The organism is Myxococcus eversor (assembly GCF_010894455.1).
GTDB classification, from domain to species: domain Bacteria; phylum Myxococcota; class Myxococcia; order Myxococcales; family Myxococcaceae; genus Myxococcus; species Myxococcus eversor.
Genome location: NZ_JAAIXY010000012.1, coordinates 118,538 through 134,754, shown reverse-complemented (window position 1 = coordinate 134,754; position 16,217 = coordinate 118,538). Strand labels below are relative to the sequence as shown.

Genomic DNA, 16,217 nt, shown 5'->3' with positions numbered 1-16,217 from the left:
CCCTTGCGATGGCGGGCCGGCCCATGTCCCCCGGGACCTCCCGGCCGAGGCCGAGAGGTCCCCTGGGATGCTCCGCGATGTCAGCTCAGCAGGTCTTCTTGATGAGTGCCTGACAATGCTTGATGGCCTGGGCAACCGTGCAGCCCGTGGCCGTGCAGTGCGGCCGGCCCGTTTGCGGGTGCCTGCAGTAGTTGAGCACCACCCAACAGGCGAGACTGTCCTCGTCCACGCTCACGTTGGCGGCTTCGACCTCCGGAGCCTCCTCGCCCGGCTCGGCCGACCGCTGCTCGATGACGAGCTCGCGGCCATCCTCGGTGGCCATCACCTGACCGGTCTCCGGCGGGAGCGCCTCCTCGGTGCCACAGCCGACGAGCGACATCGTTGCCAGGAACACTCCCAGGATCAGCTTCTTCATGGCCATGCCTTTCTTTGAATGTGAGGACGCCCGCGAGCGTCACGGGAGGCTCGATTCGCATCCCGCCTTGCTGGATTAAACAGCAACTCAATCAAACACAAACACACTCGACAGGATGCCGGCATTCAACATCCAAGCTGTCCGGTGGGTGCACCCGGCCGTCTCGCGGTGGAAGTGGTGGGTGGAAAGGGGCACGGCCCGCACCGGAAGCGCCGATGCGGGCCGACGGGCGATGGGAGACTCAGCCCTTCTGGGAGTTCGCGGGGGCGGAGGAGATGTCAGTCTCCTCGCCCTCGCCTCCCGCGGCGCCGTCCGCTCCGTAGGAGAGGACGACGGGCCTGCCTCCCTCGTTGAGGTAGACATAGTCGTGGCCCCACGGGTCCTTGGGGAGCTGCTCCAGCGCCCGGCTCTCCACCAGCGCGCCGAGGCCCGCTTGCGTGTCTGGGAAGTTGCCTGTCTTCGTGTAGTGGAGCTTGAGCGCGGTTTCGATGGCCTTGATGTCCAGCGAGGCCTTGTCCCTTCTTGCCTCCTTCAGTGAGTCCAGGACCGACACTCCGACGGCCGTCGCGATGAGGCCGAGGATGGTGATGACCACCATGATTTCAATGAGCGTCATTCCGCGCTTGCGACGGCGATGCTGCTTGGACTTGTTCGGGTTCATGACTTTTCTTCACCTCATGTGACGTTCTGGCAGGCCCCTGCCCCGCCTCGCGTGTCGCCGTGTCCCTCAGAGCCCTGGCTTCGCGCATGGCGCTGCCCATCCGGGCCCTCCGCCGACGACCGGCGACGGGCCCAGGGGGACTCAATTGCAGGCCACGTGCCGCCACGAAGTGCCTCAAAGCCTTGCTAGGATGCCGGCGACACCAAGGGGGTCTTCGTGCGCTTGAAAAGTCTTGGGGTGGCTGTCGTACTGGCAGGGGCAGGCCTGGCGAGCGCGGAGCCCCGGCCCGCCCAGCTCATCATCTGGGGAGGCGGCAAGAACATGGCCGAGGCCGAAGCGGCCCTGGCTCGGTGGCGGGAGCGCGCGAAGGCGAACGAATGGGATGGGCTGCTGAAGGTGGCCGAGGGCTACCCACGCATCGTCCCGAGCGACAGCGTGCCGGGCCTCAAGCCGGGCTTCGTGGTGGTGCTCGGAGCCTGCGAGCCCTCCGCGGCGCCGAAGGTGCTGGAGACCATCAAGGCCTTCGAGGCCGAGGCATACGCGCACAACGTGACGTGGGCGCAGCCGCTGGCCTGCCCCCAGCTCGGCCCCACGTGGCGAGTCCTCCAGTCGAAGTCGTGGAAGAAGAAGGAGGGCACCCTGACGGCCGTGGTGCTGGAGCGGCTCGAAAAGGAGGACCTCCCTGACTCCTCCTTCGAACAGAGCGTACGCGTGACGCTGAGAGCACCGGATGGGCGCCATCTGGGCTCGGACGAGCGCAGCGGACACCCCACCGGGGCTGTCTACACGGGCGAGACAGGGTTCCGCGCCTCCCTGGACGCAGCGGGGCCAACCGTCACCTACCTCATCTACGAATCCGGCTGCGGGACCCAACCGGACATCATCGAGAGCCGGGTGAACTACCGCGTCGAGAACGAAAAACTGGTCCCTGAGGTGTCCAGGAAGTTCATCCAGGACAGGTCCTCCCACTGCGACGAGTGACGCTCGGCGAGGGGCCCTCCCGAACACCAGGCGTTCAGGCTCGTTTCACGCGCCGCCCGGGTTCCGCTTGCATCCAGATGTTATGTAGTCCAAAGACTGAAGGATGGCATGGGATCCTCGAGTGTTGAACCCCGACCCTGGTGGTCGGGACCCCGGTGACGTCCTGCGTGAGCTGCGCGGGAGGCTGAATCGTGGCCTCGGTCGCAGGCTCCTCCTGGGCGGCCTGGGGCTCCTCGGAGTGGTGGGTTTGTTCACCAGCTACGCGCAGGTGGAGCCCGACGAGGTCGGCGTCATCCTCCGGCTCGGTCGCTTCGTGGGCACGGTGGAGCCGGGCCCCCATTTCCGGCTGCCGTTCTGGGTGGACCGCATCGTCAAGGTGCCCGTGCAGCGCCAGCTCAAGGCGGAGTTCGGCTTCCGCACCGAGTCGGTCAGCACGCGCAACACGTCCTACTCCGCGAGCACCTCCGACCTGAAGCGCGAGTCGCTGATGCTCACCGGTGACCTCAACGTCGCCGTCGTCGAGTGGATCGTCCAGTACAAGATCAAGGACCCGTACAAGTACCTCTTCAAGGTGAAGAACGTGGAGGGGATGCTCCGCGACATCTCCGAGGCGTCGATGCGCGCCGTGGTCGGCGACCACTCCGTCAACGAGGTCCTCACCACGGGCCGTCAGACGGTGGCCACCCAGTCCAAGCTGCTGCTCCAGGACCTGGCGGACCGCTACGAGACGGGCGTGGACATCCAGCAGGTCGTCCTCCAGGACGTGAACCCGCCCGACCCCGTCAAGCCGTCCTTCAACGAGGTCAACCAGGCCATCCAGGAGAAGGAGCGCGCCATCAACGAGGCCTACGCCGAGCGCAACCGCGCCATCCCCCGCGCCAAGGGCGAGGCCGAGGAGGCCCTGCGCTCCGCGGAGGGCTACGCGATTGAACGCATCAACCGCGCCAGGGGCGAGGCCGAGCGCTTCACCCGCGTCTATGACGAGTACCGCAAGGCGCCGGAAGTCACGCGCCGCCGCATGTACCTGGAGACCGTCAGCCAGGTGCTCACGGGCGCCGGACAGAAAGTCGTGATGGACGAGAACCTCAAGGGCTTCACGCCCCTCCTGCGGATGGATGGGGCGGACCCCGTCTCCGCGGGAGCAGCGCAGGTGAAGGAGGCCCAGCGATGAGCCGCGTCGCACTGATTCTCCTCACGCTCGCCGTGGTCGCCGTCGTGCTGGGCTTCTCCAGCACGTACACGCTGAGCGAGCACGAGCAGGCCGTCATCACCCGCTTCGGCCAACCCCGGGGCCAGTCCATCACCGAGCCCGGCCTCCACTTCAAGCAGCCCTTCGTCGACACGGTGAACCGCTTCGACAAGCGCTGGCTCGATTGGCGCGGAGACCCGAACCAGATTCCCACCAAGGACAAGAAGTACATCTGGGTGGACACCTTCGGCCGCTGGCGAATCGTGGACCCGCTGCGCTTCTTCCAGCGCCTGCGCGATGAGCGCAACGCCCAGTCCCGGTTGGATGACATCATCGACGGCGAGACGCGCAACACCATCGCCTCGTTCGCGCTGATTGAAGCGGTGCGCTCCACCAACCGGCCGTTCGAGGACGACGAGTACACGACCGAGGCCGAGCGCGGTGAGTCGCTGGAGCAGGTCTCCCAGGGCCGCGACAAGCTCACCCGGCAGATTCGCGACCGCGCGGCGGAGATCGTCAAGGAGTTCGGCGTGGAGCTGGTGGACGTGCAGATCCGCCGCATCAACTACGTCGACGAGGTCCAGGTGAAGGTCTTCGAGCGCATGATTTCCGAGCGGCGGCGCACCGCCGAGCGCTCGCGCTCCGAGGGCATGGGCCGCGCGGCCGAAGTGCGCGGACAGCGGGAGCGGGACTTGAAGGAGATCCGCTCGGAGGCCTACCGCAAGGCGCAGGAGATCACCGGCACCGCCGACGCCGAGGCGACGAAGATCTACGCCGAGGCCTTCGGGAGGGACCCGGAGTTCTACCAGTTCATGCGCACCCTGGAGGCCTACCCCCAGGTGGTGGACCGCTCCACGTCCCTCTTCCTGGGCAGCGACTCGGAGTTCTACCGGTACCTGCGCAGCAGCGCGAAGAAGTAGAGGGACGCGGCCGCGCCCCAGTTTCGATTCCCGCCGCCTCCACTGGAAATGGCTCGTAATCCTCAGGGGTTGCGGGCCTTTTTCTTTTTCACCCCACGGCCGTTGCCCCCTGTATTGCCCCACGCCAGCAACGGCGTGTCGAGGAGTTGGACCGCGTCCCGCTGGTCATTCCACTGAGGCCCGAGGCGGTGAGCGTCAAGGTAGATGTCGCGTGAGAGGGTTCAGCCGATGGGATTCATCTCCTGCGCGGCCGAGGTGCGGTGGAGATTCCTCGGGGGGAAGTTCTACGTGCTGGGCACGAGCGGCACCCTGTTGTTCCCGACAGCGGAAGGGACGTTGAGGCCGGGCGCCTTCGCCTCGATGGGGCTGGGGGTGGACAATGCGCGCCAACCGGCTCCGCAACGCGGGCGGGTTCGAGCCCTGAAAGGGAGGCTCCGAGGCATGTCGGAGTGACGTTGTAAGATTCCTCCGCGCTGTCGGTTGCCATCCGTTTGTCAGATAGGAATGACAGCATTCAACCCACTTGCCTCCCTTGGAGAGAGGCATGGGGGTGCTGAATGCGTGCTGTCCTCTGGGTGCTGTGCGCCATTCTCCTCGTGACGGGATGCGCTGGCGTTGAACCCTCGACGCGCAGGAGCACTTTCCAGCAGCGTTCCGCACTACTCGGGGAAGGGGGGCACTTCCGAGGACAGAGGAGCGATGCGTTCGATGCGCTGCTTCGTGACGCGGGGCTCGGGGACCAAGACGAGCGTCCCGTTGCAGGCAGTTCGCTCACGCCGACACACGCCGCGCGACTGCTGAAGGCGCTGACCGTCAAGGACGTGACGCTGGGGCAGTTCCCGGCACGCGTCGCGGTGGGCTTCATGCTGCGCGAGGTGCTGGACGCGAGCGAAGTGTCGCGCGCCGAGTTGGTGCGGCGGGTGGGTCGCTTCACACAACTGGCGGTCCTCCGTCCTGACGGCTGCCTCGCGTGGGTGCGCAGCGGGCAGACCCAGCAGCGCGTGGGCGCCGTGGAGTGGAAGGACGGCGCCTTTCGAGCGGGCCAGTTCGAGCTGGGCGTCTTCTACTCGGGCAAGGGCGGTGTCTTCCGGCAGTTGAACGCACGGCTGGAGGAGACCGGAGGAGGCGCCTTCGCGGACGTCCACGACGATGCCGACTACCTGAGCCGCACTCTGGACGGAGCCGAAGAGGCTTTCGTCGGGTTGGCCTTGGCGGTGGGGCAGTTCTTCTCGACATCGCCCGCTGACAACCTCGCGGCGCTCAGACAGATGCCTGCCGCCGTGGCGGCGCTTCTGGAGTCGTCCCCCGAGTATCTGGAGAGCTTCCAGTACCTGACACGCGGCGAGCAGGTGCGGGTTGTCTCCAAACTGGTGACGAACCTCATCGCCACCTGGGGCACGGTGTCATCCGCAACGCGCACGTTTCAAGGTGCGGCGCTCGCTACTGCGGAATTGCCGGTCCTGTCGCTGTCCGCCGAGGGCGCGCTTGTCATGGGACATGTCGCGGTGCCGGTGGGGCGCGCGGCGGTACTGAGCGGTGGGCCTGGGGCGGCCATCATCCTCCAGCGCGTAGGGGAGGGAGTGACGAGGTCTTCGGGACCTGTCGGCATGAAGTCCTACTCGTCGTTCAAGTCCTTCAAGCGAGCGATGGGGCCGGCAGGACCGGGGAAGGAGTGGCACCACATCGTCGAGCAGACGGACGGCAACGTGGGTCGGTTCGGGCCGAAGGCGATCCACAACACGGAGAACATCGTCGCGCTCGACAAGGAACTTCACTCCAAGGTCAGCGCGTTCTATTCCTCCAAGCGGTTCGACATCACGAGCACTACGAAGACGGTTCGAGAGTGGCTGAGCACCCAGCCCTTCGATGCGCAGAGGGACTTCGGAATGAGGGCTATCGAGAACGTGAGGAAGGGGGACTGGTGATGGACCTTGCCGAACTTGTGGAGCAGTTTGCCCAGAACATCGCTGCTCAGACCGATTGCATCCTTCGAGGAGATGCGAAGACCGGCAACAGGCATGCGGACAAGGCTCTTGCGGCCTTCTCGAAGCTGCGGAAGCACGGGGACGTAGGTCGCGATGCACTGGCCGCCCTGTTCTCGGCTCCTCGGATGGATGTCCGTGTAACTGCTGCGGCCTTCCTCCTGCGGTACAGGACGGGGGAGGCGAGAGCGGTACTTGAGGAAGCTGCCAAGGGAGAAGGCATGGCCGCCATGGGGGCTCAGCAGACCCTTAAGAACTGGGAGAACGGGGTCTGGGCTCTCGACCTGCCCGAGTAGGTGGGTACCCTCAGTGCGCCCTCTGGCGTTTCTGCCAGGTGCGGCGTGGAGCTGGCCGTTCCGGACAAACGCGGCACGTGTTCGCTAGTCAGCCCCGCGTGGCGCTGTTCCTACTGGCCAAGCTGTGGCGAGTGCGCCCGCTGAGCGTCGGAGTCAGCGAGCGCATGGTTCAGATCTTGTCGCCCGGCTCAGCGCCAGCTGACCTTGGCGGTGGACACGCTGGTGCCGGACCTCATGCCGTTGGTGACTTCAACGTGAACGTCCTTGTCGCTGGACGGACCGACCACCAGGGCGCTGGGCACCCACACGGCAGCCGCGTTGGCTCCGCCCGGCTTGTGCTGCGCGGAGACGACGATGGTCATCGGTATCGGACTGTCGTTGACGGGGCTTTCCCACTGGCGAGCGTGTTCTTGCTCGAAGTTGATGGTGTTGAAGAGGCGTTGACCACTCGTCTTCTCAATCACGATGATTTCGTTCTCGTCCTTGGAACTGGAGTCGAACGACACGTTGAGCGAGATCTTCTTGCGAGGCGGGACAATGAACTCGACGAATTGCATTGGCAGCTCCGATGCGAAATGGGTGCGGCACACCCGCAGCGGATAGTGCCGAGTTCCGCTGGCAGATTCCGTGCGACAGGGTTTTCGCGTGAGCAAGGTGTTGAAATGTCGTGGGTCGTCCGGGGCCAGAGGTCGGACACCAGACCCTGCGCGTTGTTGGGAGACATCTGAGCGAACGCTGTGCGATAGCTGCCCCCCGGTGCCATGGACAAAGAGCTTCGTGGCCAAGCAGACGCGAGTTCGACGGCCTGGGCCACGCCTTCACGCGGGAAACGACAGCGTGAAGCGTGCGCCCCCCAGCACCGAGCCCAGCGCGGAGACCCGCCCCCCGTGCACCTCCGCGATGCGGTGCACGATGGCGAGCCCCAGCCCGAAGCCGTGGCGCTCGTCGTCGAGTCGATGGAACGGCTCGAAGACGCGCTCCCGCTCCGCGAGCGGAATCCCAGGCCCGTCATCGTCGACATGAATGTGGATGGTATGCCCTTCCCGGCTCAGGCTGACCTGGACCTGGGAGTTCGCATACCGCAGGGCATTGAGAATCAGGTTCGACGTCGCGCGCTCGATGAGGCGTGCCTCGACACGAACGACGAGCGGCTCGTCTCCGGGCCCGGGTCCGGGCGCCGCCAGCACCGCCCTGTTCGGCAGTGAGGCGAGCGTCGCGCAGAGCGCGGCCAGGACGGGCCGCACGTCCGCTCGGGCCTCCTTGGGCGCGCGGTGTGCCTTGAGGCGCGCATAGGTCAGCAGCTCGTCGACGAGCTGGTCGAGCTCCGACAGGCTTCGCTCCACCCGATCAAACGCCTGCTCCCGCTCCGCGGGCTCGGACGCCTCTCTCGCGAGCGCGAGGCTGAAGTGCAGCCGCTGGCTCGGTGCCCGAAGCTCGTGGGAGGTGTTGTGGAGCAGTTCGTCTCGCAAGGTGATGGAGCGCTGAAGCTCCGCCCCCATGTGGTTCACCGCCGTGGAGAGCGCGCCGATGACGTCTCGTGAGCCGACCTCGGCCCGCGCGCCGAGCTCTCCCCTCCCGAGCGCCTCGGCCGTCCGCCGCAGGTCCAGGAGCTGACGGCGCACGGGGCGCAGGAGCATGAAGACGCCCAGCGAGAGCCCACCCACGAAGCAAAGGCCGAGCGCGAGGCCCCGCGCGCCCCCCAGGGGGAAGTTGAGCGGCAACGGGCCCACCTCGAGGACGTGTCCCGTCCCCTCCAGGCGCGCATAGAGCATCGACGCGAACACGGGCCCCACCCGGACGACCTGCCCGCCCTCCAACCGCGCGGCGCTTTCAGCGTCCAGCGGCATGCGCCCCTGGGGGATGAGCGCGACGGGAACACCAAAGCGCCTGGAGGCCTGCTCGGCGGGTCCTCCGAAGTCGCCGTGCTCCCGATAGCGCGCCTCGAACAGCTCGGCCATCAACCCGACGGGCACCGCGAAGGTGGCTTCGAGGTTCCGCGCGAGCTGCGCGTTGATCACCGGAATCACGAACACCCTGGCGGCGAGGCCCGCGATCAGCACGCCCGCGAAGATGTGGAGATAGACGCGAAGGAAGAGTCGGTCCACGGGTCAGCTCACGGTGAAGAGGTAGCCGACCCCGCGGACCGTCTTGATGACGTCCGTCTCGCCGGAGGCTTCGCGCAGCTTGTGACGAAGCCGCGAGACGCGCAGATCCACGGAGCGGTCGATGTCATCCTGCTCCACGCCCCGGAGTCGCTGGTACATGAGCTGCCGGCTCACGACCTGGCCCGCGTGCGTCGTGAGCAGCAGGAGCACGTCCAGCTCGCCCGAAGTCAAATCGAGCGGCGCCCCTCGCAGACGGGCCGTCCTGCGCGCCGGGTCGACCGTGAGCTCTCCGACTCGAATGAGGGATGTCTCGACCGTCGTCGGCGCCGTGCTCGTGGTGCGGCGCAGCAAGGCGCGCAGCCGCGCCAGGAGCACGCGCGGGCGGACCGGCTTCGGCAGGTAGTCGTCGGCGCCGCTCTCCAGCCCCACGACTTCGTCCGCCTCCGCCCCTCGCCCCGTCAGCATGAGGATGGGGCCCGGATAGGCGCCGCGCAGCTCCCTGCAGACGGTGAAGCCATCCTTGCCCGGAAGCATCACATCCAGCACCACCAGGTCGGGCCGCTCGGCGAGAATCCGTGGCACCGCCCGGTCTCCACTGGCCTCACACCCCGCGCTGAAGCCATGCAATCGCAAGTAGTCGGCAATCATCGCCGTGAGTTGCGGGTCGTCATCCACGATGAAGACACGCGGCGTCGACATCTGGTTTTTCAAGTCCATTGGGCGGCACCCGTGCCAGGAACACTGCCCCTGAAGCATACCCTATCCCTGGCATCCAGGGTGCGCGCGTCGCGCCGTCTCGCTTTGTATCGCTTCGTATCCCTGGGAGGTGTCCTCCGTTTCGCATGGCATCGTTTCAGCGCACCCAACAGGAGGATGCCTTGTCATCACAATCCAATCTCGAGTCCACGCAAGTCGGTCCAGCGAAGCCTTCCCCCGCTCCGGAGCTCATCCCCACCACCGAATCACTCATCTATGGAGAGACGCTCTATCTCCAGGTGGGCGGCACGAAGCTCCTGTGGCTCACCGGGGGCCGGAGTGAAGGCAACACCCAGGTCAACACCCTCGATGGCGAGGGAGGCGCCATGGAACCCAGCTACCGCTGGACGCTGATGAAGGCCCGCGACAGCGTGGGCAGCGGGCCCGTGCGCTACGGCGACAAGGTCTATCTCAAGGTGGGTGGCGAGAAGCTCCGGTGGCTGAAGGGGGGATTCGGAGAGGGCCAGCAAGGCGTCTCCTCGCTCGACGGTGAGGGCGGCAAGTACGAGGAGAACTACCAGTGGACGGTGATGGAGAGCCGTTCAACCGTGGGCAGCGGCGAAGTCAAACGGGGCCGGGCCCTCTACTTGAAGGTGGGCGGCGCGAAGGACCGGTGGCTCACCGGCGGACGAAGCGACGGCAACAAGCAGGTGCGCACCCTGGACGGCGAGGGAGGCAAGAACGAGGCGAGCTACCAGTGGACCTCGTCCCCGGTGAGCTACTCCCGCGTGTTCGCCGTCTTCGCCGAGGACTCGCCCGAGACGAAGAAGCTGAAGAAGGGAATGAACACGCGCGTGTTCACCCGCGTGGAGGCGTGTTCGCCCGAGCGCTCCATCCGGTTGGACCTGGGGACGGGCGTCATCACCGTTCCCCCCGGCACGTATGACATCTCCGGCTTCTCCAGCACCGTCTACCTCACCGGCCAGGAGGAGGAGGGCATGGTGACGAACAAGTCACCCACCGCGAACGGAGGCTACTGCCGGCTGCGGCACGCGGGAGGCGACTCGGAGACCATCAAGAACGACGACCCCCGCGTCCTGGTGGTGGGGAGCATCAGCACCTCCAACGCCCTGCCCAGCATGTTCCAGACCTGGCTCACCACCCCCGTGGAGGCCCGGCTCATCCTGGAGCACCAGAGCGGCGACCCGAAGGAGGAGACCATTGTCCTGCGACACAAGACGACACCGCCGCTGGGCGAGAGCTCCACCTGGCATCTCTTCGCGCGCCTCGCCATCACCCGGACGTAGGCGGCGATTGACGGGCGCGGGGCCAAAGTACGAGGCTCCGCGCCCATATGAGCCAGAACCTCTACGACATCCCCCTGAAGTCCATCGACGGCGCGGCACTGACGCTGGGGCAGTTCAAGGGCAAGGTGCTGCTGGTGGTGAACGTCGCCTCCAAGTGCGGCCTCACCCCGCAGTACGAGGGCCTGGAGAAGCTCTACGAGAGCAAGAACGCCCAGGGGCTGGAGGTGCTCGGCTTTCCCGCGAACAACTTCATGGGCCAGGAGCCGGGCACCGAGGCGGAGATCAAGGACTTCTGCGACCTGACGTACGCGGTGAAGTTCCCGCTGTTCTCGAAGATCTCCGTCGTGGGCGAGAACAAGCACCCGCTCTACAGCGAGCTGACGAGCGCCTTCCCCGACGCCACCGGCGAAGGGCCGATGCGCCAGAAGCTCAAGGGCTACGGCATCGAGGCGAATCCGATTCCTGAAGTGCAGTGGAACTTCGAGAAGTTCCTCATCGGCCGCGATGGCCGCGTCGCCGCCCGCTTCGCCCCGGACGTGACGGCGGAGGACCCGCGTCTGGTCCAGGCCATTGACGCCGCGCTGGCCAAGTCCGCCTGAGTGTCGTGAGCCGCTCCGGGCTTCCCGTGAATGGAAGCCCGGTGTCGGCACACCGCCTTCGCTACACCGGCCGGCGGAAGCTGTCCGCGAGGTCCGGCGGGAGCTGAGAGGCCACCGCGGACACCTCGTCCTCGGGGATGCGGTCCCTCACCGCGGTGAACACCACCTTCATCACCCGGTCCGCCTGGTCCACCGGAATCTTCAGGTGGTCCGCGATGTCGGAGATGAACTCCTCGCGGTGCATGCGCCGCGCATGGGACGGGCCTCGGAGGATGGTGCACTCTCCGACGATATCGCCGATGTCGCTGCCCAGGGCGTTCATCAGCTTCACGTCCTCACCATCGGACAGCCGCCGCGCCAGCGTGCACAACACCGCGTGCGCCGCGTCCCGCGCCTCCACCTTGTTGACGCTGACCTCGCGGCTGTTGCCGATTTCGTCGAGGAACGCCTGGAGGTCCAGCGACTCGTCGCGCTCCTTCACCGGGGTGATGGAGGGAGGAAGCTCGGTCTCTTGCGCCATGGGGTCATCTCCTTGCTCGCCGTGGACTCACCTGCCCGACCACGGACGTGCCTGTGACAGTGACCACGACGCGCACCCGCTTCAGCGGGAAGCCGCGCGGAGGGAAGGTCGCCAGCCCCCGCGCTTTCCCGGAAACGAACCTCCCCGAGCCCGACAAGGCCCACGGCGGGCATGCATCCCGCCGGGGCCCTCTCCTGCTCAGCCGTGCGCCGCCGGGCGAGGCTCCTCGCCACCGGGGTGCCCATGCGCCGCGGGGCCACCGGCTTCGTCATCCGGGCGCTTGCCCCTCCAGTTGGCCAGCCTCGTCTTCATGCGGTCGGCGACCACGTAGAAGGCCGGCACCACGAGGAGGCTGAGCACCGTGGAGACGGACAGGCCGCCCAGCACGGCGATGGACATGGGCGCGCGCGTCTCGCTGCCCGCGCCCAACGCCAGGGCCGCCGGCACCGCCGCCATCATCGTCGCCGTGGACGTCATCAGAATCGGCCGCAGGCGCACCGGGCCGGCGCGCTGCATCGACTCCACCGCGTCCAACCCGAGCTCCCGCTGCTGGAGCGCGTAGTCCACCAGGATGATGGAGTTCTTCTTCACGATGCCCATCAGCAGCAGCAGGCCAATCATGCTGAAGATGTTCAGCGTGCTGCCCGTGCCCAGGAGCGCGAAGGACGCGCCCGCCACCGACAGCGGCAGAATCGTGAGCACCGTGACGGGGTGCAGGAACGAGTTGAACTGCGCCCCCAGCACCATGTACGCGACGCCAATCCCCAGGAAGAGCGCGAAGAACAGGCTGCTCATCGAGTCGCGGAACGCCACGCTCGCGCCACCCGGCACCACGCGCACGCCACCGGGCAGGTCCTTCGCCAGTTGCTCCACCGTGGCCAGCGCCTCTTCCTGATTCGAGCCCGGCGCCACGTTGGCGAAGATGCTGATGGCGCGCTCGCGGTCCCTGCGAGTAATCGCCTGGAGCGCCGGCCGCTCTTCCTGCGTCACCAGCGACGACAGGGGCACCAGCGCGCCGCTCGCCGTGCGGACCTTGAGCATCGCCAGGTCCTCCGGGCGCGAGCGCTGGCCCGCGAGCAGGCGCATGCGCACGTCGATGCGCCGGCCTCCGGTGCTGTACTTGCCCACGCGCACGCCACCGACGAGCGCGTTGATGGTCGTCGCCACCGCCTGGATGGGCACCCCCAGGTCCGCCGCGCGCGCCCGGTCCGGGGTGATGCGCAGCTCCGGCATGCCGAGCTGGTAGTCGGTGTCCACGTCCACCACCTTGCCGCTCGCCTGGACCTTGTCGCGCATCTCCTGGCTCGCTTTCACGAGCTGGTCCCAGTCCGAGCCGCGCACGCTGAACTCCACCGGGAACCCGCGCTGCGCCGTGAAGCCCGCCTGCGACAGGTCCTGCACCACCGCGCGCAGGCCCGGGTAGCTGTTGAGCTCCTTGCGGAGGATCTGCTGGAACTCCGCCTGGGGCATGCGCTCGTCGGGTGGCTTCAGCGTGAGCATCAACATGCCCGCATTCACGCTGGAGTTGCCGCCGCCTCCGCCCACCACCGCGAAGACACCCAACACCTCCGGCCGGGACGCCGCGAATGCCTCCGCCCGCTGGAAGATCTTGTTCGTCTCCTCCAGGCTGCTGCCCACCGCCGTCTGGAGGCGGACCATCAACCGGCTCTGGTCCTGCGAGGGCACGAACTCGCCCGGCAGCGCGCGGAACGCGAACACGCTGGCGGCGAGAATCAACACCGCCACGCCCAGCACCCGCCAGGGCCGCTTCAGCCCCCAGCCCAGCACCCTGCCGTACGCGTGCTCCAGCTTGGAGAAGCCCTTGTCCACCCACACGCCCATCTTGCTGCGGCCCTCGCGGGACGTCTTCAAGAGCTGCGCGCACCGCGCCGGCGCCAGGGTGATGGCCTCCACGTACGACAGCAGCACCGCCACGCAGAGCGTGACGCCGAACTGGAGGAAGAACTTGCCGATGATGCCCTTCATGAACACGACGGGCAGGAAGATGGCGATGACCGCCATCGTCGCCGCCAGCGCGGCGAAGGTGATTTCCGCGGTGCCCTCGCGCGCGGCGCGCACCCGGTCCTTCCCCTCCTCCGCGTGCCGGAAGATGTTCTCCAGCACCATGATGGCGTCGTCCACCACGATGCCCACCGCCAGTGCCAGGCCCAGCAGCGTGAAGGTGTTGAGCGTGAAACCCAGGAAGTAGATGACGGCCACCGTCCCCAACAGCGACATGGGGATGGCCAGCACCACGTTCATCGTGCTCGACAGCGAGCCCAGGAACACCCAGCACACGAACGCGGTGAGGATGCAGGCCAGGAGCAGCTCGAACTCGATTTCATGGACGCTCTCCTCGATGAACTGCGTCGAGTCGAAGCGCACCGCCACGTCCATGCCCTCCGGAGCCTCCTTCTGGATGCGCACCAGCGCCGCGCGCACGCCCTGCGCCACGGACACCGCGTTGGCGCCGCGCTGCTTCTTGATGCCCAGGCCCTGTGCGGGCGTGCCGTTCACCCGCGCCATGCGGCGGATGTCCTCGAAGCCGTCCTCCACCAGCGCCACATCGTGCAGGTACACGGGCTGGCCGCCCTGCTCCCGGATGATGATGTTGCGCAGCGTCTCCAAATCCAACGCCTCGCCCAGCACGCGCACGTTGACTTCCCGGCCCGCTGTCTCGATGCGCCCCGCCGGCAGCTCCACGTGCTCGCGCTGGAGCGCGGCGGTGATGTCCGTCACGGTGAGGCCCAGCGAGTCCAGCTTGCTGGAGTCCACCCAGATGCGGACGTTGCGCTCCAGCGAGCCGCCAATCTGGACCTCGCCCACGCCCGGCACCGTCTGGAGCTTCTCCTTCACGCGGTAGCGCGCGAAGTCACTCACCACCTGCTGCGAGAAGGGCCCGGACACACCCACCTGGATGATGGGCTGGTCCTCCGGGTTCGTCTTGGTGACGATGGGCGGGTCGATGTCCTCGGGGAGCTGGCGCTGCGCCTGGCTCACCTTGGTCTGCACGTCGGCGAGCGCCGTGTCGACGTTGCGCGACAGGTCCAGCTCCACCGTGATGTTGGCGCCGCCCTGCCGGGCGTTCGAGGTGATGCTGGTGACGCCTTCCACCTGCGTCACCGCCTCTTCAATCGGCTCGATGACGTCGCTTTCAACTGCTTCCGGGTTGGCGCCCTCCCACGTCACGCTGATGTTGATGGTGGGGAAGTCGACGTCCGGGAACTGGCTGATGCCAATGCGCTGCGACGCCACGATGCCGAAGACGATGGTCGCCGCCATGATCATCCAGGCGAGGACCGGCTTCTTGATGCAGGCTTCCGTCAGGCTCATCGACCCGCTCCCTCACCGCCACCGCCGTCTTCGACGCGGGGCTCGGCCGTCAGCGCGGGCTTCTTCTCCTGGGCCACGCGCACCGCAACGCCCTCGCGAAGGGCCTCGCCGCCACGCACCACCAGGATCTCCCCCGCCTTGAGTCCCTCACGGACCTCCACCCGTCCATCCGCCGTGCGCATGCCCAATTCCAGGATGCGCTCGCGCGCCTTGTCACCCTCCACCACGAACGCCATGAAGCCGCGCTCGCTGGCGCGCACCGCCGTCTGCGGCACCACCGGGCTGCCACCGCGCGTCTCCACCGGCACCGCCACGGAGGCGAACACGCCCGGCCGCAGCCGGTGCGCGTCCTCACCGGAGACCTCGGCCGTCACCGGCACCATGCGGCTGGCATCGTCGGCGGCCTCCGCCACGTGGGTGATCTTCGCCGTGTACGTGCCGCTCTCGGAGCGCACCGAGAACCGCGCGGACAGGCCCGGCTTCAGCCGCCCCACGTCCGCCTCCGGCACCGTGAAGCGCAGGAGCAGCGGGTCCTTGCGCAGGAGCGTCGCCATGACGATGCCGGGCTGCACGTACTGCCCCGTCTGCACCGTGCGCGTCTGGAGCACGCCGTCCATGGGCGCGCGCACGTACGCGTCGCGCTGGTTGAGCTGGGCCTGATCCAACGCCGCGCGCGCGGAGGCGACATCCGCCTCGGCCGTGCGCGCTCGCGCCTGGAAGGTGTCGAGCTGCTCGGCGGGCAACAGGCCGGGGCTCGCCTGGTTGACGGCGGTGCGACGGTCGGCGCCGGACTGGGCCTCCGTCAGCGACGCCTTCGCCTTGGCGAACGAGGCCTCGGCCGCGCGCACGGCGATGGCGTAGCGCGCGGGCTCGATCTCCGCGAGCACGTCGCCCTTCTTCACCGTCTGCCCCTCCATGAAGAGCACGCGCTCCACGGCGCCCGGCACCCGGGCGGTGATCTGCACCCGCTCGAAGGCCTCCACGGAGCCCACCGCGTTCACGACGTACTCGACGTCGCGTGCCTCGACGGGAGCGACCTCGACGGGGAACTGGATGGGGCCTCGGCCCCCCGCGCCACCGCCGCCGCCGGGACGACCGCCCGCCTTGCCGGTCGCCGGAGCGTCCCCGCCCTTCGCCGCCTCCCCGTCCTTCTTGCATGCCCCCATGGCCAGCATGGCCACGGCCAGCGTCAGCGTTCCTGCGCGTCGCATCG

Annotated in this window: 14 protein-coding genes and 1 pseudogene; 7 read left to right on the top strand and 8 right to left on the bottom strand. The window is 67.5% G+C overall.

Annotated features, from left to right (window positions below):
- Nucleotides 1-85: 85 nt before the first annotated feature.
- Both G4D83_RS24200 and gspG read right to left on the bottom strand, forming a co-directional pair.
- On the bottom strand, nt 86-415 hold the full coding sequence (locus G4D83_RS24200; RefSeq protein ID WP_163867180.1) for a YgdI/YgdR family lipoprotein: 330 nt from the start codon (nt 413-415) through the stop codon (nt 86-88).
- A gap of 241 nt (nt 416-656) precedes the next feature.
- Nucleotides 657-1,076, bottom strand: a complete 420-nt coding sequence (gene gspG, locus G4D83_RS24195; protein ID WP_163867179.1) for a type II secretion system major pseudopilin GspG — start codon at nt 1,074-1,076, stop codon at nt 657-659.
- Between the two features lie 237 nt (nt 1,077-1,313).
- On the opposite strand from gspG, the gene G4D83_RS24190 reads away from it, so the two are divergent.
- The 5 genes and pseudogenes from G4D83_RS24190 to G4D83_RS24170 all read left to right on the top strand — a co-directional run bounded on the left by G4D83_RS24190 (nt 1,314) and on the right by G4D83_RS24170 (nt 6,444).
- Nucleotides 1,314-2,057 (top strand): hypothetical protein, encoded by a 744-nt coding sequence (locus G4D83_RS24190; RefSeq protein ID WP_163867178.1) that lies wholly within the window; start codon nt 1,314-1,316, stop codon nt 2,055-2,057.
- 121 nt (nt 2,058-2,178) lie between these two features.
- A complete protein-coding gene (gene hflK, locus G4D83_RS24185) occupies nt 2,179-3,228 on the top strand; it encodes an FtsH protease activity modulator HflK (RefSeq protein WP_240356533.1) in 1,050 nt (349 codons plus the stop codon).
- Nucleotides 3,225-4,166: a protease modulator HflC gene (hflC, locus tag G4D83_RS24180; RefSeq protein WP_163867176.1), complete on the top strand. Its 942-nt coding sequence runs from the start codon at nt 3,225-3,227 to the stop codon at nt 4,164-4,166. The genes hflK and hflC overlap by 4 nt, the downstream gene beginning before the upstream one ends.
- A 1,622-nt stretch (nt 4,167-5,788) precedes the next feature.
- Nucleotides 5,789-6,091 (top strand): annotated as a pseudogene (locus tag G4D83_RS47410) (hypothetical protein); the annotation flags it as partial.
- Entirely contained in the window at nt 6,091-6,444 is a 354-nt protein-coding gene (locus G4D83_RS24170; RefSeq protein WP_163867175.1) for a DUF2019 domain-containing protein, read from the top strand. The pseudogene G4D83_RS47410 and the gene G4D83_RS24170, both read left to right, overlap by 1 nt.
- A 188-nt stretch (nt 6,445-6,632) precedes the next feature.
- On the opposite strand, the gene G4D83_RS24165 is transcribed toward G4D83_RS24170, so the two are convergent.
- The 3 genes from G4D83_RS24165 to G4D83_RS24155 all read right to left on the bottom strand — a co-directional run bounded on the left by G4D83_RS24165 (nt 6,633) and on the right by G4D83_RS24155 (nt 9,248).
- The gene (locus G4D83_RS24165; RefSeq protein WP_163867174.1) at nt 6,633-7,001 is read right to left on the bottom strand and encodes a hypothetical protein; all 369 of its coding nucleotides are present in this window, start codon (nt 6,999-7,001) and stop codon (nt 6,633-6,635) included.
- Nucleotides 7,002-7,262: 261 nt separating this feature from the next.
- On the bottom strand, nt 7,263-8,549 hold the full coding sequence (locus G4D83_RS24160) for an ATP-binding protein (RefSeq protein WP_163867173.1): 1,287 nt from the start codon (nt 8,547-8,549) through the stop codon (nt 7,263-7,265).
- Nucleotides 8,550-8,552: 3 nt separating this feature from the next.
- Nucleotides 8,553-9,248 (bottom strand): response regulator, encoded by a 696-nt coding sequence (locus tag G4D83_RS24155; RefSeq protein WP_163867172.1) that lies wholly within the window; start codon nt 9,246-9,248, stop codon nt 8,553-8,555.
- Between the two features lie 179 nt (nt 9,249-9,427).
- Here G4D83_RS24155 and G4D83_RS24150 point away from each other — a divergent pair, with 179 nt between their 5' ends.
- Both G4D83_RS24150 and G4D83_RS24145 read left to right on the top strand, forming a co-directional pair.
- Nucleotides 9,428-10,552 carry a hypothetical protein gene (locus G4D83_RS24150; RefSeq protein WP_163867171.1) on the top strand — a complete coding sequence of 375 codons (1,125 nt, stop codon included), beginning with the start codon at nt 9,428-9,430 and terminating at the stop codon, nt 10,550-10,552.
- A 47-nt stretch (nt 10,553-10,599) separates the two neighbouring features.
- Nucleotides 10,600-11,151 (top strand): glutathione peroxidase, encoded by a 552-nt coding sequence (locus tag G4D83_RS24145; RefSeq protein ID WP_163867170.1) that lies wholly within the window; start codon nt 10,600-10,602, stop codon nt 11,149-11,151.
- Between the two features lie 61 nt (nt 11,152-11,212).
- Here G4D83_RS24145 and G4D83_RS24140 read toward each other — a convergent pair whose 3' ends face one another.
- The 3 genes from G4D83_RS24140 to G4D83_RS24130 all read right to left on the bottom strand — a co-directional run bounded on the left by G4D83_RS24140 (nt 11,213) and on the right by G4D83_RS24130 (nt 16,215).
- The gene (locus G4D83_RS24140) at nt 11,213-11,671 is read right to left on the bottom strand and encodes a DUF2267 domain-containing protein (RefSeq protein ID WP_163867169.1); all 459 of its coding nucleotides are present in this window, start codon (nt 11,669-11,671) and stop codon (nt 11,213-11,215) included.
- Nucleotides 11,672-11,869: 198 nt separating this feature from the next.
- The gene (locus G4D83_RS24135; protein ID WP_163867168.1) at nt 11,870-15,004 is read right to left on the bottom strand and encodes an efflux RND transporter permease subunit; all 3,135 of its coding nucleotides are present in this window, start codon (nt 15,002-15,004) and stop codon (nt 11,870-11,872) included.
- Nucleotides 15,001-16,215, bottom strand: a complete 1,215-nt coding sequence (locus tag G4D83_RS24130; RefSeq protein ID WP_163867167.1) for an efflux RND transporter periplasmic adaptor subunit — start codon at nt 16,213-16,215, stop codon at nt 15,001-15,003. The genes G4D83_RS24135 and G4D83_RS24130 overlap by 4 nt, the downstream gene beginning before the upstream one ends.
- Between the last annotated feature and the right edge of the window lie 2 nt (nt 16,216-16,217).